The following is a 2,568-nucleotide window of genomic DNA, read 5'->3' as shown; positions in this document are numbered from 1 at the left end:
GCCCGATGGCAAGAACAACGTAATTGAAGCGCTCTTCCTGTATCCGGCCTCCTGCAAAATACCGGACCGTGACACCTTCCTCATCCTCATCGAAATACCGGGAATTGGCCCTGACAAACCTCACCCCCGCATCCCTGAAGGCCTTCTCCATCAAAAACTCCTGACCGAAGAACCGGAGGTCGTTGTAGAAAACGGAGATCTCCGGCTTCGCCCTTTGCAGTGTCCATTTCACCTCACGGAGGGTGTAAGAGCAGCAGACCGACGAACAGAGGGGGTAATCCTCTGAACGGGATCCGACGCAGAGGAAAAAACCGATCTTGTTGAAATCGGCCGGAAGCTCGCCCTGCCGCTGGTCTATAACGGCGTCGTATTCAAGGCTCGTGAGGACCCTCTTCCCCTTGTATTCAACAGGGTCATAGGGGGTAAGACCGGTAGCGATTATCACCTTGTCGGCTGACAGCGTCCGTCCGTCCTCGAGGGTTATTACAAACGCCTTATCCTTTTTGTCTACCTTCGCGATCTTTGCATCGCTGATCAGGGTCAGGCGCTCGTGGCCGCGTATCTCGTCGAAAAAGGTTTTGAACCCCACCCGGCAGTTCGCGATACGGGCCATCAGTCCGCCCGGCTCAGGTGTCGATTCAAGGATCGTCACGTTGTTTTTTTCCGCCAGACCGACCTTTGCAACCGATATGCCGCTTATGCCTCCGCCTATCACCAGTATATTCATATGCCTTTGCGCTCCGTAACTCCGCCCGTATCACCGACTGTTTTCATAAAGAATTGTTTTCTCCCATAACGTAAAGCAGAAGGTCCGTGAGATAGATAACCTTCCTGCCAACGGCAAATGTCTTCATTGCCATGTGACAGAAGGGGCAGAAGACGACGACGGTCCCTCTGGACCTGCTGAGGATCAGGTTCGAAAGCTTCTCGGTTGCCCATTTGTTGAGGAAAAGCTGGTTGCCTCCGCAGCAACGGTCCCTCATCTTTTCGCCGTCAATATCGCCGCCGAAGGCGCTGATCGCATCTTCCATAATGTTCTTGTTCCTGATGGCGCTCCCTTCAGGTCTCATGAGCAGACAGCCATAATAAGGAAAGAAGACCTTACCCTTAAGGTCCCTTTTTTGTCCTATCTGTGACAGGTTCCCAGGGTTCAGGAGTTCCAGGGGACTCAGGATGTTGAAAGACCTGTCCGGATCGGCATCTTTCAGGTTCTTATAGCAGGCAGGACAGGGCACTACGATCTCTTTACACATACCCCGGGCCTTCCTCAGGTTCTCTCCGGAGATGCTCAGCAGCTCGTTCCTGTCTCCGTATTCCAGGGCACCGCAGCAGTTCCAGTCCGGTATCTCCGTGAGACTATGGCCGAGTTTTTCACAAATCCGCCTCACACCGCGGTCAAGCTTCTTCGCTGAACCGGTGAGAGAACACCCGGGATAATATCCGTATTCCATTATGACCTGCCTTTTTCAGAAGGGTCCAGGCCTTCTGAGGCGTTCAAAGGTTTTAATCTTTTGACCTTATGGGGGAGGTGAAAACCCGCATACTCCATCCATTTCGGCATGTGCTTTATGTAACCGCCCTTCAGGAGGTCGGGCGCCGCCATGACCACCACGAATGGCTCGTATACCCTGCCCCAGATGTTAAGGGACTTCTTGAATGCCTTTTCAAAGAGGGCCTCCATGCCAAGCGACTCCTTTACGGCACGGACCACTTCGGGGATCCGTATCTTCCACGGGCAGGCGCCGGCACAGCGGTAGCAGCTCGTGCAGTAGCGGACAAGGGGGTCTTCCTTCCCGATCTCCTGGCCGAGAAAAAGCCGCAGGAGCAGCTCCTGTGGGTTCACCGCGATGTCCAGATCGTTCACCGTGCACACAGACGCGCAGATCTTGCAACCAACGCAGACCGAAAAATCCTCCCGCCGGTAACCGGTATGTTTGAAAACTATTTCATGATCTTTTTCTTTCATCGCTCAATATTTACTCAATTCCTTTTTTTGTTGTCGTCCTTCGTCCAAGCCCCTCAGGCGGTGGTCCGTCTTCTTTCCATACTATCAATCCTCTGCCTCTTTCAGTTCCTCTTCGAGGAAGGTAACGTATGGTATCGGTTCTTCAAAACTCCTGCCCGACATATAGCCGAACATCCCCTGAAGCCTCTCGGACACACCTTTGAAATACTTCGTCAAAGGAATCCCTTGAGGGCAGGCCTCCTCGCAGGCGCCGCACCCCACGCAGGTCTGCGACACGTGGTACATTCTTATGAGGTGAAAAAGCTCTTTTCCCTGAGGCATTTTCGCTGAACCTGTCCGGAAGATCTTGTTCAGGAGCGCGTCACCTTTGGGCAGATACTCGTCTCCATGAAAGACACAGTCGATACAGTAGCATACAGGGCACATATCCCGGCAGTTCATGCACATAATGCACTTTTCAAAGTCTTTATTGAATGTTTCCATGTCTACCTGGAACTTGTCCATCTTTGCGTTCTTTTCGATGAGCATCTCTGCGGGAACCTCTTCGTATTCTCCTTCTATGTTGGAGAGCAAGCCTTCTCCCTTTTCCGTATAAGGAACTA

At 52.5% G+C, this 2,568-nt stretch carries 4 protein-coding genes; all 4 read right to left on the bottom strand.

The window, feature by feature from the left end:
* Nucleotides 1-727 (bottom strand): FAD-dependent oxidoreductase (locus tag PHU49_17115; protein ID MDD5245730.1); only part of this gene is annotated, 727 nt, incomplete at its 3' end.
* Between the two features lie 43 nt (nucleotides 728-770).
* A complete protein-coding gene (locus PHU49_17110; GenBank protein ID MDD5245729.1) occupies nucleotides 771-1,451 on the bottom strand; it encodes a heterodisulfide reductase-related iron-sulfur binding cluster in 681 nt (226 codons plus the stop codon).
* Complete coding sequence (locus tag PHU49_17105) at nucleotides 1,451-1,966, bottom strand: (Fe-S)-binding protein (GenBank protein MDD5245728.1); 516 nt, start codon at nucleotides 1,964-1,966, stop codon at nucleotides 1,451-1,453. The genes PHU49_17110 and PHU49_17105 overlap by 1 nt, the downstream gene beginning before the upstream one ends.
* A gap of 84 nt (nucleotides 1,967-2,050) precedes the next feature.
* The coding region (locus tag PHU49_17100) for a 4Fe-4S binding protein (protein ID MDD5245727.1) at nucleotides 2,051-2,568 on the bottom strand (518 nt) is incomplete at its 5' end.

The organism is Syntrophorhabdaceae bacterium (assembly GCA_028713955.1).
Taxonomy (GTDB): Bacteria; Desulfobacterota; Syntrophorhabdia; order Syntrophorhabdales; family Syntrophorhabdaceae; genus UBA5609.
Note: the sequence above shows the minus strand (reverse complement) of the source record. Positions and strands in the feature narration are given on the sequence as shown.